Consider the following 21737-nt stretch of genomic DNA (forward strand, 5'->3'; position numbering starts at 1 on the left):
GTGTAAATACGATATGATACTTGCATACCCATTTTGTGTGTGCTAAACTGTTTGCCATAAAAGCATCGTCCTTTCTTATGTAAAATATTTAGGCTTGAACACCCTTATTTTACAACAAGGACGATGCTTTTTGCTTAAGCTTTAATCTCACCCGCAGAGCGGGCGGTTGTTAAAGGCTGCTTTGCAGCCTTCAGCACTAAAGTAATAATTACAAAAAAAGGACGTTTCTCATAAAAACGTCCTTTTTTCTCATAATTCTCTTAACATTTTCTCATTTTTGGCTCATGCGGAAGTTTTTCCTGTTGTGCCGCTGGAGAGCAGTTCTGTATTTTCGAACTGATAAATCTGCATGTCGTGGGCATATTCCAGCTGTGTCACAGCGTTCTGTGCCTGTTCCACTGCCAGAGCTGCCTGGTCTAATGTAATGGCTGTTGTATTGCCTGCTTTATAATTTACTTCAGCTGCACGCTGTGCTGCTTCTGCCTGTTCCAGAGTGGTCACTGCGGAATCATACTGGCTTTCCAAAGACAGGATGGAATTATACGCATTCTGGATGGCAAGTTCTTTGCTGTCCTTAGCGGTTTTCAGGCTGCGTTTTGCTTCCTCATAGGAATGTTTGTTGTTGGCAGAAGTTGCGTTTGTGGAGGACATGGACATGTAATTCTTGTTGAATTCTGCGTCTTCCACTGCCTGTTCCTGCAATTTGATGGTATAGTCTGTGTTCATTTTGTTATTGATATACTGTGTCATGGGCTGAGGCAGCTCATAAGGGGCATATTCCACGTCATAAACCAGTGTGTAGTCCTTTTCCCTGTCCTCGCCAATGAAGTTATAGAAGGACAGATATTCCTGTTCCAGGGCCATTTCCAGCTTTGTCACGTTATACTGTGCCTGTTCATAATCGGAACGCAAGGTGTTCAGGTCATAATCGCTGAGCAGTCCCAGCTGGTTTTTGCGCTGTCCCTGTTCCCATAATGTCTTTTTCACTTCCATATCTTTTTTTGCAAGTTCCAGAGAGCTTTGGTCACTGAAAATGGAAGTATAGTAATTCTTTACGGTTGCTTCCAGAGAAATTTTTGTCAGTTCTTCAGAGTAGCGGTTTTTGGTCATGCTGCTGCTGATGTTCTGGATAGAGGAATAGATGGCGTAAATATCATCATCCACCCACTGCTGATAAGATACGGTGGGCACGGAGAAAGAACCTGTGATATCCCAGATATCTTCTTTCAAATCCTGCAAATAATCGGCTGTTTCTGCCACAGAACGCAAATCAGAGCTGTTTTTGGTAGCCAGTTCCACTGCTTCTTCAAAAGTCAGTTCTTTTTCCTTCTGGGCTTCCAGTGCCTGCGCTTCTTCTATTGTCAAAATTTCCGTAGCGGGGATGGATTCCTGAGGCTTTTCTGCCGCAAATGCTGTGGTAGATACCAGCAAGGCAGCCATAGCCGTTGCCGCAACGGTTTTTCCTTTGGCAAAATATTTCTTCATCTCTCAAACCTCCTATGGGTAATATCCCAAGATATGTTTATAGTAAAACCAATTATACCATATTCTCAAGAAAAAAAACAGGTACTTTCATATTTCTTAAATATTTCTTCGGGAAAAACAAAAAATCGCCGGCAAAAGCAGGGCAAAAATAAACAGCCGGAATCCTTTGTGCATCAGAATTCTGGCTGTTATTTTTTTAATGGGGTAATCTTAATACTGTATTTCTACCTAACTTATAGGCGCTCTTTCCAAAAGGAAAAAAGGCTCCCGCAGGAGCCTCTTTTCTATACATAAGGGTTTGGAATACAACGGATGCTTATTTGCCGCCGTTCAGAGTCGCTGTTTTTGTAGCCTGATCCCATGTGATATCTGTTACGCCCAGTGCGTTGCCCAGATCTCTCAGACCCAGGAACATTCTGTCGTTTGTGATTTCAACTGCTGCTGTAGCAGGGATCATAGCGCCGTTTACGTATACAACTTTCTGACCATAAGTCATGTTGATGATCTTAGAACCGTACATTACTGTAGCTGTTCTTGTGGACTGATCCCACAGAACATTGTTTGTGTTGATGCCCAGAGCTACTGCTACTGCTCTCAGAGGCAGCATTGTGTAGCCATTTGCGTTGATGTAAGCGGGTACATCGATTTCAACTTTGTTTTCGCCGGAAACGATGTATTTTTCACCAACGGGAACTACTACTTTAGTTGTGAAGGAATCTGTATCTTCACGACCAGCTGTGATGATGTTTACGAAGCCAGCTTTTGCTGTTGTGCTGTAGAAATCATCGTTGATGTCAGCAACCACACGTTTGCTTGTGGATTTGCCCAGGATATCCTGAGACAGGAAACCGTTGTCTGCGATAGGTGCTTTCTGATCTGTAACTGTTTCTCTGTTGCCGTCAGCTGCGCCCAGCATTACGGGAGAGAATACATCCAGGTCATATGCGCCTGCGGGCAGGTTTCTGTCCATGAACAGTGTCAGACCGGATACTGTTACTTCTGCGGGTTTGTCATCACTCTTAGAGTCTACTTTGAAAGTAACAACGCCTTTTGTTGTTTTCACGTCTTTTACTTTCAGACCGCTCTTATCGTCTACTGTTACTTTTGCATCAGTATCGAAGTTGATCTTATCCAGAGACAGAGCGAATGTTACGTTCTTATCCCACAGACCAGCTTCTGCTTCTTTGATGACTACATCTGTAGGAACTTTTGTGTTTCTGTAGTCAATCTGCATGTCGTTCTGTTTTGCTACTACTGTGAAAGGTTTTACGAATTTAGCAACTGTTACTTTCTGTTCTTTCAGAGCGTCGCCTGTCAGAGTCAGAGTAACATCGCCTTCGAAGTTAGGGTCTGCAACCAGAACCAGAGTGAATTTCAGTTCAGCTTTATCTTTCTTGGAAGGATCTGTTTCAGCCCAAGTTCTCTTTTTGAATGTCAGTGTTTCGTAATCGCCTTTATCGTAAGCGGTTTCGAACCATTCTTTTTTGTTTTTTACATCCATGTTGTCAGCTGTGATGCTCTGAACATCAGCGATGTAAACGCCCTGAGGCAGTTTGAATGTGAAATCTTTTGCATTGTTCCATGCGCCGGGGAATGTTTCTTTTACAGTTACTTCCAGAGCTTCGTGGTCGCTGCTGCTTGTGATACCAACGTTTTTCACGTTAACGCCGCTGTAGATTACGGGTACGTCTGCATCTTTATCAACGGACAGTACAACTGCGGAATCAACAACTTTTGCAACTTCTACAGAAACTGTGTCGTTGCCTTCAGCGTAAATTTTCAGAGTAGCTGTAGCGCCTGCTTTAGCGGAAGTAGCTTCCACTTTCAGACCGGAGATTTTCACATATTCTGCGCCTGTGATACCATCTTTGATGTTTGCGAATGTCAGTTCATCGTCATCCCATTTCTGGTCAGGACCAGCTTCGCCTTTGTTTGTAGTCAGTTTCACATCAGATTTTGCGAATTCAAAACCGCTGCTCAGTTTCAATCTGATGCTGGAGCCGTCTTTCAGAACTGCGCCCAGAGTATCGCCTACAGCGGGTTCGATTTTCAGTTCTTTCAGTTCAACCACTTCGTCGGGAGCCACATCAACAGTATCTTTTACGGATGCTTTGATGCCTTTGCTTTCAACGGAAGCGTATGTCAGATCAGAACCATTGGAGATTGTGATATCGTCGGATTCAACAGTTACTTTTGCCTGTTTGCCTTTAGAAGTTTTGTCCATTACGGAAGTCAGATCGAAAGCCAGAACAGTACCTCTCTGCAGTTTACCGCTGATGGTAACTTCCACTTCGTCTGTATCTGTGTATTTCAGGGATGTTACTTTAACTTCGTCTTTGCTATCGTATACATCGAATGTAGTATCTTTTACGCCTTCAGAAACATTCTTATACTGTGTTTTGTCACCTTTGATACCGATAGTCAGATCGCCTTTATCAGCAATTGCACTGCCGGATTTGTAGAAATCCGCGTTGTCCAGGGACAGTGTGTACTTTGCTGTAAATTCTTTGCTTGCAGAATAGTCAGCTGTTGTAAATGTCAGCTGTACTTCAGGACCGGATACTTTTTTGTTTGCACCTTTTGCATTCTCGATCTCGTCCTGTGTGTAGTTCTTGGAACCCACAACCTTAGCTGTAGCTTTTACGTCGCCGGAAGCCGCAAATGCAGCCCCTGGAACCAGGGATACGACCATAGCCGCAGCCATCACCATGGAAAGAAATTTCTTCATGGTTCATTCCTCCTTTTGTCTCGTCTTTTCATCTCTTTTTCGTTTCATAATTATACAACGAACCTGCCACTAGTCTGTACCGCCTCTCTACCGTTCGCCACAGGCAAAAACGGCACCTCGTGCACTGCGGTTCATTCCCCCATCCCGCAAAGAGCCTCGGATTCCTTGGTACAATCTTCGTCTGTGCCGAAGAGATACAGAGAAAGCACAGATTTCGTATGCAAGTTCATTATACTTATGCACAGCATTTTTGGCAAGAGGAAATTTCGGATGTAACAGAACTGTAACCTTTTCATTCATTTTTAAGCAAGAAAAAAGTGCCATTTTTCATTGATATATCAACATTTCTTTGCATTTGCAGGAAAAGTTGTCTTATAAAAATCTTACGAATTTCCTACATTCCGACTTCACGGTATACGAAAAGATACACTAATAATATACAATAATTTACTTATATAATACATATGTATACGAATGTAGTAGGAAATATATGGAAAGGGAAAAACAGAAAAAAAGAGCGAAAATACATATCAAAAAGAAAAAAGGAAACCAAACACATGAAGGACTATATGATACCACAGAAAAAACAACAAAAAAAGACCTCCTCAAAAGAGGAGGTCTCTTATTCTCACAAAGGTTAAACACTTAGTGGAAACAAATTATTTGTTGCCGTTCAGTGTAGCTGTCTTTGTAGCTGCATCCCATGTGATGTCTGTTACGCCCAGAGCGTTACCCAGATCTCTCAGGCCCAGGAACATTCTGTCGTTTGTGATTTCAACTGCTGCTGTAGCAGGAATCATAGCGCCGTTTACGTAAACAACTTTCTGACCGTATGTCATGTTGATGATCTTAGAACCGTACATTACTGTAGCTGTTCTTGTTGTCTGATCCCACAGAACGTTGTTTTCGTTGATACCCAGAGCTACTGCTACTGCTCTCAGAGGCAGCATTGTGTAACCAGCTGCGTTGATGTAAGCAGGAACGGGGATTTCAACTTTGTTTTCACCGGAGATCAGGTAAGATTCGCCAACGGGAACGACTACTTTAGTTGTGAAGGAATCTGTATCTTCACGACCAGCTGTTACGATGTTAACGAAACCAGCTTTTGCTGTGTAGCTTACGAAATCATCGTTGATATCTTCAACTCTTCTGTCGTCGTTTTCAACTTTGTCGTTAGCGCCGTTCAGTACAACCTGCTTTTCGTACAGATCGTTCATACCTTCAACGTTCAGATCCAGGTCATAAGCACCTGCGGGCAGGCTTCTGTCCATGTACAGCTGCAGACCGGAGATTGTTACAACTGCGGGTTCGTCATCACTTCTGGAATCTACTGTGAAGTAGATAGCATCGTTTTCATAGTTTTTGGAATCCAGTTTAACTTCGTCGTCTTTGATTTCCAGACCGGATTTGTCATCAACAGCGATTGTACCTTCATCGTCGAAGTTGATTTTGTCCAGTGTCAGAACGAATTTAGTGTCTTTTTCCCACAGACCAGCTTCAGCTTCTTTAACCACTACGGATGTAGGGATTTCTGTGTTTCTGTAGTCGATCTGCATGTCGTTCTGCTGAGCTTCTACTACATAAGGTTTAACGAATTTAGCGATTGTTACTTCCTGTTCGTCAACAGCGTCGCCTGTCAGTTTCAGAACAACGTCGCCTTCGAAGTTAGGATCTGCAACCAGTTCCAGTGTGAATGTCAGTTTAGCGGGATCTTTAGAAGCACCACCGTTACCGTTAGGATCTGTTTCTGTCCAGCCTCTTCTCTTGAATGTCAGGTCAACATAGTCGCCTTCTTCGTAAGCTGCTTCGAACCAAGCTTTTTCATTAGCTGCATCTACCAGATCAGATTCTTCCAGAGTAGCGTTAACTACATCTGTAATATAAACGCCTTCAGGAACGGACAGTGTGAAGTCTTTGCTGTTGTTCCAAGCGCCAGCGAAAGATTCTTCGATTGTTACTTCCAGAGATTCGTGATCGCTGTCGTCTGTGATACCTTTGTTGTCAACGTTAACGCCGCTGTAGATTACAGGTACGTCATCGTCTTCGTCAACTGTCATGGATACTGTGTAGTCAACTACTTTAGCAACTTCTACGGAAACTGTGTCGTTACCTGTAGCGTATACTCTTACTGTAGCTGTAGAACCAGCTTTAGCGGAAGTAGCTTCTACCTGCAGACCTGTGATTTTGATCACGCTAGCACCTGTGTAAGCGCCCATTTCGAATACGATTTCATCATCATCATATTCGTAGCCCTGCAGTGCGGACAGGTTGTATTTGCCTGTGCCATTGTCGCCTTCTACATATGTGTCACCATCTACAACGAATTCGAAACCGCTGTTCAGTTTCAGTTTGATTTCGTCGGAACCTTTCATTGTAGCGAATGTATCGCCAACAGCGGGTTCGATTTTGATTTCTTTCAGTTCAGCAACTTCTTCTGTTGCTACGTCAACTGTGTCTTTAACGGAAACTTTGATACCTTCAGCTTCTACGGAAGCAAATACCAGATCATCGCCGTTTGTGATTGTTGCATCGTCGGAATCGATGGTGATTGTAGCTGTTTTGCCTTTGGAAACTTTGTCCATCTGTACACCGCTCAGATCGATACCAATTACGATACCTCTTTTGAACTGTGCTTCACCACTTTCAGCATCATCTTTTTCTTCAACAACGAATTCGAATTCGTCTTCATCTGTTACATCAAAATCTTTTACTGTGTAATCCTTTGTTACTTTGCCATCTTCATCCAGAACAAAGATGTCATTCGCTTCGATCTGAGTTACAGTTTCCAGATCTTTTACGTTATCCAGTGTTACAGTGAATTTCATTTTGTCCTGTGTTCTCAGAGAGTCACCTGTTGTCAGTGTCAACTGCAGTTCGGAACCACCGACTTTTGCAGGTACGCCGTCAACGGGGAAGTTCTGAGCGTCGATGACTTTAGCTGTTGCTTTGAAGTCGCCAGTTGCTGCAAATGCTGTTGCAGGAACCAGAGATACGACCATAGCCGCAGCCATTACCATGGAAAGAAATTTTTTCATGGGTTCATTCCTCCTTTAAAATTTTGTTTTTCGTTTTGTGTTCGTTTTATAATTATACAACGAAGCGCATTTCGCTCTGTGCCTCTGTCGTTACTGCCGCCCGATTGAAGCAGCTCCTTTGGGTCCGTCAGTCCCCTCTCCCCATTCCATGAGGATTCCTTCTTCGCCGCCGGCTCTCCTTCGCCCGTTTGTCAGGAACGGACAGAACGTACAGATTTACTTTGCATGACTTATATTATCAGGCAGTAAACTTTTTGGCAATACTTTTTTTCTAATTGTAATATAACTGTAATTTTGGTGTAAATTAAGGGTTTTTTCATGTAATATAAGTGTTTTCTCATAAAAAGTTATCCACTTTTCCACAGGGTTATCCACAATTCTGGGGATAAGTCCTGTGGGCAAGACGGGCAGCGTCCCAGTCACATTTCGCAGAAAAAAATTTGTTTTTTCAGAAATATGTTGCAATTTGTGAATTTATTTCTATTTTCTTTTCGATTCGCGAACTTTCTTTTCTATTTTTTCACACAGCAAAAAGACCTTTTGGAAATCCAAAAGGCTTTTATTTTTTGAGATACTCTCTCAGAAAACAAAAAAAGCCGGAATCTGTAAAAAAGATTCCGACTATTTTCATTTTTATCTATATTTCGTTTTTCAGCTGTCACATTTCCCTTTCTTAAAGGATTTGACATTATGCTTTCTGTTTGTACAGTTTCTGCACCAGTTCGAATTCTTCCACGATTTCTTTTTCAGGCGCAGGTGTTGCCAGGCTGACGATGATGTTCACCAGTGCACCAAAGACAAATGCGGGCAGCAGTTCATAGATGCCGAAGGCACCGCCCAGAGGCGCAACGAGGTATTTCCAAACGAATACCATAACACCGCCGGCAATCATGCCTGCCAGTGCGCCGTATTTATTGGAGCGTTTCCAGAACAGGGCGAATACCACCACAGGACCGAAGGATGCGCCGAAGCCTGCCCATGCAAAGGATACGATGCCGAATACGGAGCTGTCAGGGTCACGGGCCAGGAAAATGGCAATGACGGAAATGACACATACAGTGATACGCGCAATGGTTATGGCTGTTTTTTCAGAAATATTTACTTTAAAGAAGCCACGCAGCAGGTTATGGGACACACTGGAGGATGCAGCCAGAAGCTGAGAGTCCGCTGTGGACATGGTGGCGGCAAGAATACCAGCCAGAATGATGCCGGCAATGAAAGCGGCAAGCATGCCTTCCTGACTGAGCAGGTCCGCGATGCGCACGATGATGGTTTCGGATGTGGAGCCTTCCAGGAAAGGAATCGCGCCTGCTTTTGTCATGGCATAGCCAACGATACCGATGCTGACAGCGATGGCCATGGAAACGACTACCCATGTGGTCGCCACACGGCGGGAGAGTTTCAGTTTTTCTCTATCCTCGATTGCCATGAAGCGCAGGAGGATATGGGGCATACCGCAGTAACCCAGACCCCAAGCCATAACGGAAATGATGGTCAGGAGGCTGTAAGGAGCGGCGGTGCCGGTCACAACGTCATAGGTTTCGGTCATATTCAGATAACCGGGCAATGCCTGGGCATTGGTGATGATGGTATCCCAGCCGCCGGCTACTTTCACACCGAACAGCAGGATGATGATGATAGCGACAGTCATAAAAATACTCTGCACCAAGTCGGTGGCACTGGCTGCCAGGAAGCCGCCGGTTACGGTATAGCCCACGATGACAACGGCGCTGATGACCATTGCCAGAACATAGTCCATGCCGAAGATGCTGCTGAACAGTTTGCCGCAGGCAGCGAAGCCGGATGCTGTGTAGGGAATGAAGAACACGATGATAACAATGGCCGCGATACACATGAGGATATTTTTGTCATCACGGTATCTGCGGGAGAAAAAGTCAGGCACGGTGATGGAGTTATCCGCCACGTGGGAGTAGATACGGATTCTCTTGGCAATGATGAGCCAGTTGAAATACGTACCGATGGCAAGACCAATGGCTGTCCATGCAGCGTCCGCAACACCGGTGAGGTAAGCGACGCCGGGCAGACCCATGAGGAGCCAGCTGCTCATGTCAGAGGCTTCGGCACTCATAGCCGTTACAAAGGGACCAAGCTTTCTGCCGCCCAGGTAAAAGTCATCTACATTCTTATTTTTCTTTGAGCAATAGATGCCGATGGCAAGCATTGCGATGAGGTAAATGGCGATGGCAAGCATAATACATACTTTTGCTGATAGCATTTTCTCAAATCCTTTCATAATTAATAGAGAGAAAAGCATTTTTTCGGGTCAGTCCTCCCGTTGCCGATCCGAAAAAATGCTTTTCGTCTTACATTCACATGCAGTATACCACAAAACAAATTAGACTGAAATACAGAATGAAGTATAGAATATAGTCTATACGTTTTTTGACTATAAATCAAATTTTTATGATAAATATAGTAAAAATAACTAGACGAAAATATAGATAAAACAGTCGGCAAAAAACAAATTTATATTTTTCTGAAGAAAAAACCACAAAATGGCAGAAAAAAAGAGAATTTCCGGCAGAGAAATCTTCCGCAGAAAATAAAAAAGGCTGAAATCCTTCGTATGAAAAAGATTTCAGCTTGTTTTTGAGAAATTCAATCTTTTCTCTTTTGAAGAACGCGGAAGGGCTTGGGAAACAAAGGGTCAACACATTTGCTACGCAAATGTCAGCCATAAATGGCTGCCCGCATCTCTTGCGGTGTGAGGTCAACACATTCGCTACGCAAATGTCAGCCATAAATGGCTGCCCGCATCTCTTGCGGTGTGAGGTTTCCCAAATGGAATCCGCAGGCGGAATTTACTTCCGACGAGGACAAACAGAGAGTTTCAAGGCATTTATGCCGATGGATACTCTGCACCCCGAAGAAAACGGGGACGCCATAGGCGGCTTTGCAAAGCAAAGTGCTTGACCCCTGTTTACTCCTCTGTCCCCTCGTCAAAGGCTTGAATGGAATGAGCCTTTGACGACTTGCGAAATCCGCCCAAGAAACGGGGCATCATTTCCGCGGCGTATCTGCTGAGGGAATATTCCCCGCTGCACAGACACCAGTCGTAAATGAGGGCACGTTCACAAAGGGCATAGGTCTTGACGAACTCATTGACGGAAATATCGTCCCGCAGCTCCCCTTTCTGCTGCCCCTCGGCGGCGATCTGCCGCAGGAGTTTATAGTAAACGCGGTTGTGATCCATGAGGTGACGTTCGCCGGTGGTGATGAGCTGGGAAGAATAAAGTCTTGCCAGCAAATCCAGAGAAATGCTGTTGTCAATCATACGGAACATTTCCCGGTTCAGGTACATGAGTTTATCGAAGGAATGCATATCTTCCTTTAATGTAGGAATGAGTTCTGTATACTTATCGTCGAACAGTTCCGACAGAGAGCCAAGGAGGGCATCCTTGCCATTGAAATAATGGTAAAAAGAGCCTTTGGATGTGCCGGACTCCTCCACGATTTCCTCCACGGTGGTGTCATCATAGCCCTGCTCGTAAAAGAGTTTCCAAGCGGCGGCAATGATACGGCTTTTGGTGTTGCGGTTGTTCTTTTTTGCCATAGAGGTACTTCTCCTTTATACTTTCTTCCATTTCAGGCTCACCAGGTCATGCTCCTTGATGGCACGCACCAGACGGGCTGGGAAATCCTCCGCCAGAATATCTCCGGCGTCCAGCAGTTCAATGCCCAATTCCTGGGCCCGTTTATATGTACCGCTGTTCTCGGCTTTTTCCCGGCTGAATGTGACCATGACCCCTTTGGAAAACCAGCCGCCCACACGTTTTTTGGCAATGAGCAGTTCGTTGAGGGCTGCCGTATCGGCACTGCGGAGCTTGCAGGAAATGAACACCGGCAGGGATTGCTCCATCAAAATCACATCGATTTCATTGCCGGCTACCACTACGCCATCATAGGCGTTCCAGTCAATCATGGTACCCAATTTCACATCATCAAACACGCCGGATTTCTTCGCGGCGATATACACATAAAGTTCCAGCCAGACCCCATAGCCTGTACAATACTGACGGTCATCCACGGAACAGAAGGAAAACCGCACCCGTTCCCCATCCATAACCAGATTTTTCAGGAAGCCCAAGCGCTGGAATTCTTTCAGGATGGCTTTGTCGGGATAGGTTTTCTTGCCATTTTTCATATAAATCAGTTCTTTGGAGTCCATATAGACTTCGTGAGGCAGATACCTTGCCGCTACAGTCTGGAGATAGCTGCATGTATGCTTCCATTCCTCCAGATGGCGGAAGAGATACCGCGCCATTTCCCAGATAGCGTCAAAGCGGGCTGGTTCCGGCGGGCGATGGGACTCGCCGATGAAGCACGCCCCTCTGGCGTCCACAAAGTCCTCCAGAGATAATGTGGCCGTAGGCGCAACGGTTTCGTCTGTTAAAAGGTCTGTGATGCGGTTATGCACCAAGTCCGTATGGATAAGCCTTGCCCCTTTTTCCATACCGGCACGGAAACCAGCAATGACCATCAATTCACTACCGCCTGTCAGTTCCAGAAAACAATTCTCGTTGTTTTCGATGACCTGCGCAGTTTTGCGGTAAATTTTATCCATGGACAGGATGTCCACAGGGTATCTTTCCAATGTAATATGGGGAATATGCCGCTTGAAGCAGGTATGCAGGGCGCGAAACGCCGTCATATCCTGCATGCCGCTGTCATAAAGAAAAATCACCTTATCGGGATGCAGTGTCAGCGGCCCCATGATATTTTTCAAAACGTCTTTGTCATAATATTCAATGAGTGTTCTTGTCATGGGTATCCCCCCAGTTTCTTTATTCCTCAACTACCAATTCTTCTTCAAACTTTACTTCCGGTTCTGGCTTTTCTTCTTTTTTATGACCGAAAACAGCACCGAAGTTCAGTTTGTTCACAACGCCGGGTGCCATGTCGATAAGCTTGCTGACAGCGTCCTGATTCTTGATGTTGATCAGCTGTACACTGCCATTCTGGATTGCCAGCACGGCGGAAGGTGTGATTCTGGCACCCATACCGCCAGCGGAACCGCCGGAGTCTTTGCCCCCCAGACCAACACCAACGCCAACTTCAATCAAAGGCAGCAGTGTCACATCGCCAATGACGATGGCTTCCCCCACAACGGTTTTGGTGGAAACCAGTTCGTCTACTTTTCCGAATAATACATCCAATGAAGTGTCAAATTCTTTACTCATGCTGTTTTCTTCCTTTCCACAGTGTCATAATCAAACGGCGTACAGGCTTCGCCAGTGCAAAAGCCAGTGTGCTGTAAAGGAGATAGCCGGGAACGATTTTCCCTTTCACCCGCACAACGATGTTTTCCGCTGCAGCTTTGGCAAAATCTCCTTTGATTTCCAGATCTTCGCCGAATTTTCCTTTCAATATGCCTGCCATTGCCAGAAGATACCCTGTCCAGACAGGGTCCCCCGTACCAAAGGTACCTTTGATGATCAGGTGCCCCGGCAGGATGCCCTTTGCCATGCGCTTGATGAATTTCCACAAGGCTTTGGCAATGCCTTTTTTGTCCTCCACCGCCAGAAGCTGTTTCCACAGGGGATTTTCTCCTTTTTCCTCTGCGTCCCCATCTTCTCCGGTGAAAAAGGCTTCGTCCAGATCGTCGGGGATGTCCTCCCTTTCTGGTTCGGTGGGCTTTTCTTCTTCAATATCTTCCAATCGCACCCGCCGCATGCCTTGTTTTTTCTGCATGGGACGGACGGTGTTGGGTTCTTTTTTACTTTCTTTCGGTTCTTCCTTAGGAATTTCCTCTTTACGAATTTCTTCTTTCGGAGGCTCCTTTTTCGGAATTTCTTCTTTTATAACTTCCTCTTTTACAACTTCTTTGGGCACTTCCTGCTCCATAACCGGTCTGGGCGGCGTATCCTTCGGCGGCGCTGCCTTTTCCCGGGTGTAAATCAAATCCCCCTCTTTCTGGGGACGGGGTTTCTTCCGTTTTTTCCTTGCGGCTTTGGCTTTTGCCTTCTTTTTCTCCAGCAAGGATTTCCCAAAAATGAGCAAATCCACAAAAGGCTCTTTATCCCCCATCTGCCACCTTGCCACCACCTGCACAAACAGCCATTTGATCTGACCGTCTGCCCGGATGGCATCGGTTTTCTCGCCCCCAGCCTCATAGCGAATGGGCGCAAGAAGCACCACCAGCATGATAAGCAGCAACAGGCATACCAGCGCCAGCAGGAGAATCCCTATGCACTTTAATAGAAACAATAATACGCCAATCAATGGATTTCAACGCTCCCATTCTTCTCTTCCGTCAAGTATTTTCTGCCCCAAAGGCGCAGGATGATTTCTGCCCCCACAAACAACAGGAGGCACACCCCCAGAAACACACCGCCAATCCAAAAGGCAGTGTCACTGAAAAAGCCTTCAGGCACAATGTTGATGAGCCGGTCAACCCGCTCATCCAGTATCCAGTCATCGTTATCAAAAAATATCAGATGAAACTGGGTAAAATACTTATTAAAGTCTGTCAGCATCAATGCCACCAGCAGACCGCAGGCTGCAAAAAACACACCAATGCCTGCCTGCAGAGTTCGGAGGAATGTCCTGCCTTTTTTCTTCGCGAACATGACAATGACCGCCGCAAGGGTAAACACCAAACAGCCATTACGGATATCCATGCCTGCGGAAAACAGATTTTTCACATCCACCATATGACGGATTTCCTTTTCACTGAAAAAAGGCAGTTCCTCTCCGCCAATGGGAACGGTCACCTGTAATTCTTCCCGCTTATCATAAAGATATGCCATCATTTCCTCTGTCAGATACAAAAGGTCATCCATTTCCATATCCACCCGTTCCAAAACGTCATATTTGGCATATTCCTCCCGGAAATAATCCATGGAGCTGACACGCCACTGGACACAGGTCAAAAGAATGGCAGGCATCAGCGCAAGGGATGCCACAAACCCCAAAAATCGCCAACCGAATTTCTTCACTTCATCATCCTCTTTTTATTGCAGCCACGCCGCCGGGTCTGTCAAATCCCGTCCGGCTTTTGCCGCCTCTTCCAGCATGTAGCACAGCAGGTCAACGGCTTCATGCCGCCCCATGGCAACACCGGCAATGATGCCTTTGCGGCTGCGGTATTTCTTTGTGAACAGCTCTTTGGAGGAAAGGATTTCCATGCGGTTTCTGTCCGCAAAATACACCAGACAGTACAGACGAAAAACAGGAATGTCCCGTTTCAGACTATAAACCACTGTACCCAGATTTCCCACACTTTCTCCCACAAACAGGTTTTCAATGAGCTGCATGCCGTGCCACCGCCTTTCTTCCTTTGTTTTGCTTTATTATAGCAGATATGCCGTCAAATGGAAATATGTATCCCAGCCAAATCCATGGGGTATGGTGTCACAAAAAAGCATATCCACAAAAAACAGAATCCATACCAAAAGAAAAAGCACAAAACCATGGGGTTTTGTGCTTGCAGGGTGTCGAAAAAATCGCCACCCTGTCGTCAAAGTCTCATTTCATTCAAGACTTTGACGAGTAGACAGAAGTATAAAGCAGGAGTCCCATCGGCTTAAAGCCTTGAAACTCCCGCTTTTCCTCGTCAGAAATGAATTCTGACTGCGGATTGAATTTGGGACACCCCACACCGCAAGAGATGCGGACAGCCATTTATGGCTGGCATTTGCGGAGCAAATGTGTTGACCCCTTTGTTTCCCAAGCCCTTCCGCGTTCTTGCAAAAGTATAAAATATAGTTTTTTAACAGTATGAGCACAAAACCATGAGGTTTTGTGCTCATATCTTTTACCACAGCGCCTGATCCAGCAGATTCCAGTCTTTCTTCGGGTACATTTCCAAAAGCTCCCGATACTGGTCTTTGGTCAGTCCCGGTGTGTTCACATAGAGCGATACTTTCTCGTCGGTGTTGGCACGGGAAAACCGTTCTTTCAGCTTTTCAAAGTCCTTATAGTCCATGATCCTTCTCCTTTCCATCCGTTGTCTGCCTTTTTCTGCCTTTATAGAGCTCTGCCAGACCAACGGCAAAGAGAAAACCGCCGAACAATTTCCGCAGCAGTTCTCCCTCCAGCCACAATGCCAGCAAAGCTCCGGCGGCAGCGCCCAGAAGTCCTGTCCAAATGAGGGATTTTGCCACAGGCGTTTCCACACTCCCATTTTTCACATGGGTCACAAGGGCAACAGCTGCCGTTGGCAGAAAATACAGCAGATTCACGCCCTGTGCCTGCTGCTGGGTCACGTCCGTCACCCAGAGGATCACGGGAATGAGGATGGCGCCGCCGCCAATGCCCATACCGCTGACGATGCCTGCCAGAAGCCCCGCCAGCAATACGCCTAACACAGCACCATGCGGACGGCTGCCGCAAGGAGAAACAAGCCGAAGATACGATGGAGCCACATGCCGCTGAGTTTTCCCAGCAGTTTGGCGCCGATCCTTCCACCGATGATGCCGCCGCCGGAAGCCCAAAGGGCAACCTGCCACGCCATTTCTCCCCGCCAGAAATAGATCAGGAGAGAAAGGACGGAAAGCGGCAGTATCACCGCGATGGCAGTAGCGTGGGCTTTATGTGTTTCCACACGGAGGAACCGCTCCATGGCAGGCACCACCAAAGTACCGCCGCCGCTGCCGAAAAGCCCATTGACAAAGCCTGTCACCAGCCCCGTCAGGCGTATTTTCCCCTTTTCGCCCATGGCTTACGCCCCCTTTGGTTAGTTCATCATGTTTCTGCTGTTGGTATTTGTGGCGTCATTCACAGCGTTTTTCATGTCATTACCTACATTTTCCACGCCGTTTTTCACGTCATTTGCCATATTTTCCACACCGTTTTTCACATCTTTGGCAAAAGAGCCTGTATCGGTGCTTTTGGGTGTACCGTAAGAAGTCCGGTCTAAGTCCACCCCTGTATTGACGCCGTAGCTATCATCCCAATACACATTGCTGCCATAGACATCATCCCGATAATCGTCTGTGGCACCCAGATTGTTTGCGGTATTGCCGCCGCAGCCGGTGACGCCCAGCATCACTGCCGCTGTAGCAGCACAAATTGCCATTCGTTTCATATCATATGCCTCCTTTTTGCCTTCGCAGACTGACTGCATGGTTATTGTCTGCCGAAAAAGCGGAAAAATCCTTGCTTTTTGCTGGAACAAAGGGCAAAATTTGGCAGTTCTGCGGATAGCAACGGCGAAAAAAAGCTGTTACAATAAGGTTTATGTTTTGGGAAAAACAGTTGGGAGTTTTTCCCTGTATAAAGAAGGAGGTCATTTCTGATGTTATTTGAAGAAAGAAAAAGCGGCGTACTGCTGCACCCCACTTCTTTGCCGTCTGTTTACGGCATCGGGGATTTCGGGGCGGAGGCGCGCCGTTTTGTAGATACTTTGGAGGAAGCGGGACAAAGCCTGTGGCAGATTTTGCCTTTGGTGCCCATTGGCTATGGCAATTCCCCTTACCAGAGCACATCGGCTTTTGCAGGGAACATCCTGCTCATCAGTCCCGATGAACTGGTGGAAATGGGGCTTTTGACCGCAGAAGATTTGGGAGAAATCCCCGCTTTTGACAAGGAACGGGTGGACTACGACGCTGTAAAGGCATACAAACTGCCCCTGCTTCACAAGGCTTACGAAACATTCTGCGCAAAAGCAGACGAAGATATGCAGGCGGACTTTGCCGCTTTCTGTGAAAAACAGGACGCATGGCTTTCTGATTTCGCCCTGTTCACCGCTTTGCAGGCGCATTTCCGCGCGGAACGTGCCAAAGGCATTGACGAAGAAGAATATCTTGCCTTTGCCGTAGACACCATTGATTTTCTCACAGAAGAACAGCAGAAAGATTACTTTGAATCTGCCTGCTGGAACACATGGCCCCGCACCCTGCGCAAGCGCAATGCAGCCAGCCTGAAAAAATGGACACGCTTGCTGGCAGATGCTATTGAAGAAGAAAAATTCTATCAGTATTTGTTCTTCACCCAGTGGCAGGCACTGAAGGCTTATGCCAACGAAAAAGGTATCTCCATTATGGGTGACACACCCATTTTCATGGCGTATGACAGTGCAGACGTATGGGCAAACCAGAAACTGTTCCAGCTGGACTCCATGGGATTCCCCACTGTTGTGGCAGGAGTACCGCCCGATTATTTCTGCGCCGAAGGTCAGCTCTGGGGCAACCCGCTCTATGACTGGAAAGCCCACAAGAAAACAGGTTACCTCTGGTGGACAGAACGCATCCACAAGGCACTGGAAGATGTGGACTATTTGCGCATCGACCACTTCCGGGCTTTTGAAAGCCATTGGGAAGTGAAATTCGGTGCGGAAAACGCCATTGTTGGGGAATGGAAAAAAGGTCCCGGCATGGATTTCTTTAAGACCATTGAAAAAACACTGGGCAAACTGCCTCTCATTGCGGAAGATTTGGGCATCATCACCGATGAAGTCCGCGCGCTCAGAGAAGAAGCAGGCTTCCCCGGCATGCGCGTATTGCAGTTTGCTTTCGGCAATGATAAAAACAATGCTTACCTGCCTCACAGCTGTGACAAAAACAGCGTCATGTACTCCGGCACCCACGACAACGACACCACACGGGGCTGGTACGAAACTGCCACAGAAGCAGAAAAAGATCATTACCGCCGTTATCTGAACGTAGACGGCAGAGATGTGGCTTGGGACTTCATCCGCATGGCTTTTGCTTCTCCCGCCGTATTTGCCATTGTGCCTGTGCAGGATGTACTGAATCTGGACGGCAGCCATCGCATGAACCGTCCCGGTATTGCCGGCGGCAACTGGGGCTTCCGCTTTGACTGGAGCCAGTGGGAGGAAGGCTATACCCACGGTTTGCGGTATCTGGCAGAACTGTTCGGCAGATGTGCGGAAAGAGAAAACAGCGACTTTTAATGACATAGTCGTCAAAGGCTCATTTCATTCAAGCCTTTGACGAGTAAACAGAAGTATAAAGCCATTGGGTCAAGCACTTTGCTCTGCAAAGTCAGCTTCGCTGCCCCCGTTTTCTTCGGGGTGCAGAGTTCCATCAGCAAAAGCCTTGAAACTTTGACTTTTCCCCATGGGATTCCAGTTGGGGAACCCACACCGTAAGAGATGCGGACAGCCATTTATGGCTGGCATTTGGGGAGCAAATGTATTGAACCCTTTGTTCCCCAACCCCTTCCGCGTTCTTGAAAAAGTATAAAACTTCGTTTTTCTACAGTCTGCGGCATTTCTTTGGGGAAATGCCTTTGCTTTTTCCCCATTTTGTGCTAAAGTAAAATGCGGATAGATATGTTTTTTGACATATATAAAAGGAGGAACAACATCTATGTGCGGCATTTGCGGCTTTACAGGACGTCTTATGACTTCCGAAGAAATACTGGAAAACATGATGAACAAAATCATCCACCGCGGTCCTGACAGCGGCGGCAAACATATTGACGACGGCGTTTCCATGGGCTTCCGCCGTTTGAGCATCATCGACCTGGAGGGCGGCACACAGCCCATCTACAACGAAAACAGGGATATGGTCATCACATTCAACGGGGAAATCTACAACCATCAGGAACTCCGTGAAGACCTTATCGCAAAGGGTCATGTCATGGGCAGCCATGCGGACACAGAAGTCCTGCTCCACGGCTACGAAGAATACGGCGAAGACCTGCTGCCTAAACTGCGCGGCATGTTCGCTTTCGTTATCTGGGACAGCAAGACAAAGACACTTTTTGGCGCAAGAGACTTTTTCGGCATCAAGCCTTTTTACTACTCCATTCAGGACGGGAATCTGGTTTACGGCTCCGAAATCAAGAGCATTCTGGAATACCCCGGTTTCAAACGGGAAGTAAACAAAGAAGCACTGGAAAACTATCTCACATTCCAGTACAGTGTCCTGCCCGAAACATTCTTCAAAGGCGTATTCAAACTGCCTCCTGCTCACTGTTTCACTTTTAAGGACGGCAAAATGGACATCAAACGCTATTGGGAACCCGTTTTCGAACCCGACCACAGCAAATCTCTGGAACAGTTCGTGGACGACATCGACAACGCTATGCAGGATTCCATCAAAAAGCATAAAATCAGCGACGTGGAAGTAGGTTCTTTCCTTTCCAGCGGCGTAGACAGTTCTTATGTGGCGGCGTCTTTCCATGGTGACAAAACATTCACCGTTGGTTTCGACTACGAAAAATACAACGAAATCGACTATGCAAAAGCATTGTCTGAAAAAATCCATATCGACAACTACAACAAACTGATTTCCAAAGACGAATACTGGGACGTAATCGGCAAGGTTCAGTATCACATGGACGAGCCTCTGGCAGACCCTTCCGCTATTGCCCTGTATTTTGTCAGCCAGACAGCGGCAAAACACGTGAAAGTTTCCCTTTCCGGCGAAGGCGCTGACGAATTTTTCGGCGGTTACAACATTTACCGGGAACCTCACGACCTGCTGCCTCTGACCAGACTGCCCCGTCCTGTACGGAAAGCCATGGGCGCTGTAGCGAAAAAACTGCCCAAGGTAAAAGGCAGAAACTACTTGATTCGTGGCAGCAAGGACTTGCAGGAACGCTTCATCGGCAACGCTTTCATGTTCCAGGAAGAAGAACGTGAAAAAATCCTGAAAGCTCCCACTGGGAAATATCACCACACCGAACTGACACGTCCTTACTACGACAAAGTGAAAGATCAGGACGATGTGACCAAAATGCAGTATATCGACATCCATTTCTGGCTCATTGGCGACATTCTGCTGAAAGCGGACAAAATGAGTATGGCACACTCTCTGGAAGTGCGTGTACCTTTCCTGGACAGAAAAGTATTCGACATTGCCAGAACCGTGCCCACAGAATACAAAGTCAACAAAGAAAACACAAAATTTGCTATGCGTCAGGCGGCGCACCGTTATCTGCCCGACATGGTTGCGGAGAAGAAAAAACTGGGCTTCCCCGTACCCATCCGTATCTGGCTGAAAGAAGACGCTTATTACAACCGTGTGAAAGCTGCTTTTGAAAGCCCTGCGGCAAAAGAATTCTTCAACACAGCGGAAATCATCAAATATCTGGATGAACACCGTGCAGGCAAGGCAGACAACAGCCGTAAAATCTGGACAATCTATATGTTCTTAGTATGGCACCAGCAGTTCTTTGAACAGGCTGCATAACAGAAAGCAAAAACAGCTGAAATCCTTACATACAAAGGGTTCCAGCTGTTTTCTTTTTATTGTAATTTCCGCTGTTCCCCATTACAGCAGAAAAATCAATTCTGTGACGATTTTCTGGATTTTCGGCTCCAATTGCAGGAATCGCTCCAGAAAGGGATTGGTCATGGCTTTGTATTTCACGCCTTCCCTGCCCAAAAGTGCGTCTGTGGACACCCCCAAAATATCCGCCAGACGGCACAAATCCGACAAAGAAGGCTCATTTCTGCCGGATTCATAATTGGCAATGGCTGTATGGCTGTAATGCAGTTCCTTAGCCAGCGCCTTCTGGGTCATGCCGCAGATCTTGCGGTATTTCCGTAAATTCTGTGCAAATATGGTTTTCATGTGCTTGCCCCTTTCACCCTTTTTATTATATTTTTTACCATATTTATTATTATATCATAATATAAGTTATTTTTAATACAATAAAAAGCCATGCCTACGTCCATTATACTAACAAAAAAGAAAGGTTAGGATGGACAATGCAAAAAGATTATGCGGAAAACTACAAAAAACTGGGACTGAAAATTGCTTATTTCCGAAAACTCAAAGGGCTGACACAAGAACAGCTGGCAGAAATACTGGATGTGGATACCAGTTTCATCGGGCAGATCGAAGCCCCTAACATTTATAAGCCAATCACACTGACAACATTATTCCGCATTGCGGATGCGCTGGAAATGGCACCGGGAGAACTTTTGGATTTTTAAAGGAGCAGATTTTGATGGAAAACGATTTTACAGAAGAATATAGAATCATTGGTCTAAAAATCGCTTATTATCGCAAACTGAAAGGGCTGACCCAAGAGGAACTAGCAGAGAAAATCCATGTTGCAACCAACTTTATTGGTATGATTGAAGCGCCCAATATCTACAAACCCATTTCCCTCTACACGTTATTCCGCATTGCCAACGCTTTAGATGTTCCACCACACAAATTTCTGGAATTTGACTGATTTTTTCACATAAAAAAGACATGCTCTCATGATTGAACAGGTCCAGTAAAAACGGACAATGACAAAAAGCCCCCTTATGTAGGATAATAGAACTACATAAGGGGGTCTCGCTATGTCCGGAAAAAAAGGAATGAAAAAGTATCCAGCGGGGATACGAGAGGAAGTTGTATCACGAATCAGAGCAGGAGAAAGTCAGCGTGCTTTAAGTCAAGAGTATGGGATTAGTCGATGGGCAATTCACTGCTGGCTAAAAGAATCTGTCCTTCCAAAGACACGAGGGCGCAAACCTGCAAAAACACTGGCAGAATACAAGTATGAGAACAAACGACTAAAGATGGAAAATGAGCTATTGCGGGATTTTCTGCACTCCA

General features: G+C 46.2%; 20 protein-coding genes. 5 read left to right on the forward strand and 15 right to left on the reverse strand.

Going from position 1 to position 21737, the window contains the following annotated elements; translation table 11 throughout:
* Window positions 1–282: 282 nt before the first annotated feature.
* From BUB35_RS13875 to BUB35_RS13950, 14 genes are all read right to left on the reverse strand, one after another.
* Entirely contained in the window at window positions 283–1485 is a 1203-nt protein-coding gene (locus BUB35_RS13875; protein ID WP_072852712.1) for a TolC family protein, read from the reverse strand.
* 316 nt (window positions 1486–1801) lie between these two features.
* Window positions 1802–4213: a copper amine oxidase N-terminal domain-containing protein gene (locus BUB35_RS13880; RefSeq protein ID WP_072852714.1), complete on the reverse strand. Its 2412-nt coding sequence runs from the start codon at window positions 4211–4213 to the stop codon at window positions 1802–1804.
* A 659-nt stretch (window positions 4214–4872) separates the two neighbouring features.
* The gene (locus BUB35_RS13885; protein WP_072852717.1) at window positions 4873–7248 is read right to left on the reverse strand and encodes a copper amine oxidase N-terminal domain-containing protein; all 2376 of its coding nucleotides are present in this window, start codon (window positions 7246–7248) and stop codon (window positions 4873–4875) included.
* Window positions 7249–7936: 688 nt separating this feature from the next.
* Window positions 7937–9484, reverse strand: a complete 1548-nt coding sequence (gene putP, locus BUB35_RS13895) for a sodium/proline symporter PutP (protein WP_072852748.1) — start codon at window positions 9482–9484, stop codon at window positions 7937–7939.
* 705 nt (window positions 9485–10189) lie between these two features.
* On the reverse strand, window positions 10190–10822 hold the full coding sequence (locus BUB35_RS13905) for a TetR/AcrR family transcriptional regulator (RefSeq protein WP_072852721.1): 633 nt from the start codon (window positions 10820–10822) through the stop codon (window positions 10190–10192).
* Window positions 10823–10837: 15 nt separating this feature from the next.
* Window positions 10838–12034: a Card1-like endonuclease domain-containing protein gene (locus BUB35_RS13910; protein ID WP_072852723.1), complete on the reverse strand. Its 1197-nt coding sequence runs from the start codon at window positions 12032–12034 to the stop codon at window positions 10838–10840.
* Window positions 12035–12053: 19 nt separating this feature from the next.
* The gene (locus BUB35_RS13915) at window positions 12054–12449 is read right to left on the reverse strand and encodes a GerW family sporulation protein (RefSeq protein ID WP_072852725.1); all 396 of its coding nucleotides are present in this window, start codon (window positions 12447–12449) and stop codon (window positions 12054–12056) included.
* Window positions 12442–13491 carry a hypothetical protein gene (locus tag BUB35_RS13920; RefSeq protein WP_072852728.1) on the reverse strand — a complete coding sequence of 350 codons (1050 nt, stop codon included), beginning with the start codon at window positions 13489–13491 and terminating at the stop codon, window positions 12442–12444. Before BUB35_RS13920 ends, BUB35_RS13915 begins: the two co-directional genes overlap by 8 nt.
* The gene (locus BUB35_RS13925) at window positions 13488–14207 is read right to left on the reverse strand and encodes a TIGR01906 family membrane protein (RefSeq protein WP_084730711.1); all 720 of its coding nucleotides are present in this window, start codon (window positions 14205–14207) and stop codon (window positions 13488–13490) included. The genes BUB35_RS13920 and BUB35_RS13925 overlap by 4 nt, the downstream gene beginning before the upstream one ends.
* 15 nt (window positions 14208–14222) lie before the next feature.
* Window positions 14223–14525: a hypothetical protein gene (locus BUB35_RS13930; RefSeq protein ID WP_072852730.1), complete on the reverse strand. Its 303-nt coding sequence runs from the start codon at window positions 14523–14525 to the stop codon at window positions 14223–14225.
* Between the two features lie 500 nt (window positions 14526–15025).
* Window positions 15026–15196: a hypothetical protein gene (locus BUB35_RS19300; protein WP_022255016.1), complete on the reverse strand. Its 171-nt coding sequence runs from the start codon at window positions 15194–15196 to the stop codon at window positions 15026–15028.
* Window positions 15186–15578 carry a sulfite exporter TauE/SafE family protein gene (locus BUB35_RS13940; RefSeq protein WP_242949265.1) on the reverse strand — a complete coding sequence of 131 codons (393 nt, stop codon included), beginning with the start codon at window positions 15576–15578 and terminating at the stop codon, window positions 15186–15188. The genes BUB35_RS19300 and BUB35_RS13940 overlap by 11 nt, the downstream gene beginning before the upstream one ends.
* Entirely contained in the window at window positions 15572–15928 is a 357-nt protein-coding gene (locus tag BUB35_RS13945) for a sulfite exporter TauE/SafE family protein (RefSeq protein WP_072852734.1), read from the reverse strand. The genes BUB35_RS13940 and BUB35_RS13945 overlap by 7 nt, the downstream gene beginning before the upstream one ends.
* Window positions 15929–15946: 18 nt before the next feature.
* The gene (locus tag BUB35_RS13950; RefSeq protein WP_072852736.1) at window positions 15947–16297 is read right to left on the reverse strand and encodes a hypothetical protein; all 351 of its coding nucleotides are present in this window, start codon (window positions 16295–16297) and stop codon (window positions 15947–15949) included.
* A gap of 210 nt (window positions 16298–16507) precedes the next feature.
* Between BUB35_RS13950 and malQ the strand changes: the two genes are divergently transcribed.
* Window positions 16508–18124, forward strand: a complete 1617-nt coding sequence (gene malQ / locus BUB35_RS13955) for a 4-alpha-glucanotransferase (RefSeq protein WP_072852738.1) — start codon at window positions 16508–16510, stop codon at window positions 18122–18124.
* 418 nt (window positions 18125–18542) lie between these two features.
* On the forward strand, window positions 18543–20372 hold the full coding sequence (gene asnB, locus BUB35_RS13965; protein ID WP_072852742.1) for an asparagine synthase (glutamine-hydrolyzing): 1830 nt from the start codon (window positions 18543–18545) through the stop codon (window positions 20370–20372).
* Between the two features lie 81 nt (window positions 20373–20453).
* On the opposite strand, the gene BUB35_RS13970 is transcribed toward asnB, so the two are convergent.
* Entirely contained in the window at window positions 20454–20756 is a 303-nt protein-coding gene (locus BUB35_RS13970; RefSeq protein ID WP_072852744.1) for a helix-turn-helix domain-containing protein, read from the reverse strand.
* A 137-nt stretch (window positions 20757–20893) separates the two neighbouring features.
* On the opposite strand from BUB35_RS13970, the gene BUB35_RS13975 reads away from it, so the two are divergent.
* The 3 genes from BUB35_RS13975 to BUB35_RS13985 all read left to right on the forward strand — a co-directional run.
* Window positions 20894–21121, forward strand: coding sequence for a helix-turn-helix domain-containing protein (locus tag BUB35_RS13975; RefSeq protein ID WP_022255023.1), 228 nt, complete (start codon window positions 20894–20896; stop codon window positions 21119–21121).
* Window positions 21122–21135: 14 nt separating this feature from the next.
* A complete protein-coding gene (locus BUB35_RS13980; protein WP_072852746.1) occupies window positions 21136–21366 on the forward strand; it encodes a helix-turn-helix domain-containing protein in 231 nt (76 codons plus the stop codon).
* A 112-nt stretch (window positions 21367–21478) separates the two neighbouring features.
* The coding region (locus BUB35_RS13985; protein WP_416385640.1) for a transposase at window positions 21479–21737 on the forward strand (259 nt) is incomplete at its 3' end.

The organism is Anaerotignum lactatifermentans DSM 14214 (assembly GCF_900142265.1).
Taxonomy (GTDB): Bacteria; Bacillota; Clostridia; order Lachnospirales; family Anaerotignaceae; genus Anaerotignum; species Anaerotignum lactatifermentans.